The 379-nt window shown below is 56.7% G+C and carries 1 protein-coding gene; it reads right to left on the minus strand.

Annotated features, from left to right (window positions below; genetic code table 11):
* The coding region (locus AO242_RS23755) for a transposase (protein ID WP_141562241.1) at window positions 1–139 on the minus strand (139 nt) is incomplete at its 3' end.
* Between the last annotated feature and the right edge of the window lie 240 nt (window positions 140–379).

Here is a 379-nt window from a genome sequence, read left to right on the forward strand (position 1 = left end):
CCTGATCAACCCAGCGGCGCAGAGCCGTACGGCCAACCTCCATCGATGCACAGACATCGGGAACTGAGCAGTTGTCATCAAGAACCATGCTCGCAGCACGTTGCTTGAACTCGCGGGTGTAGGTCTTTCGCTCTTGCATGGAACCTCCTGATTGGGCGAATCATATCGCCCTTAAGAGGTGTCCGGGATCATTAAGCCAGTTCAACACCGCATCAAGCCCTATCGCCAACAAGTTGCCTCCTACCTGACCCAGCGCAAACCGGTAGGAGCGAACTTGTCCGCGAGGCGTCAGACCTGACTCACCGCATCAAGCCCTATCGCCAACAAGTTGCCTCCTACCTGACCCAGCGCAAACCGGTAGGAGCGAACTTGTTCGCGA

Source organism: Pseudomonas sp. ICMP 561, assembly GCF_002699985.1.
GTDB classification, from domain to species: Bacteria; Pseudomonadota; Gammaproteobacteria; order Pseudomonadales; family Pseudomonadaceae; genus Aquipseudomonas; species Aquipseudomonas quasicaspiana.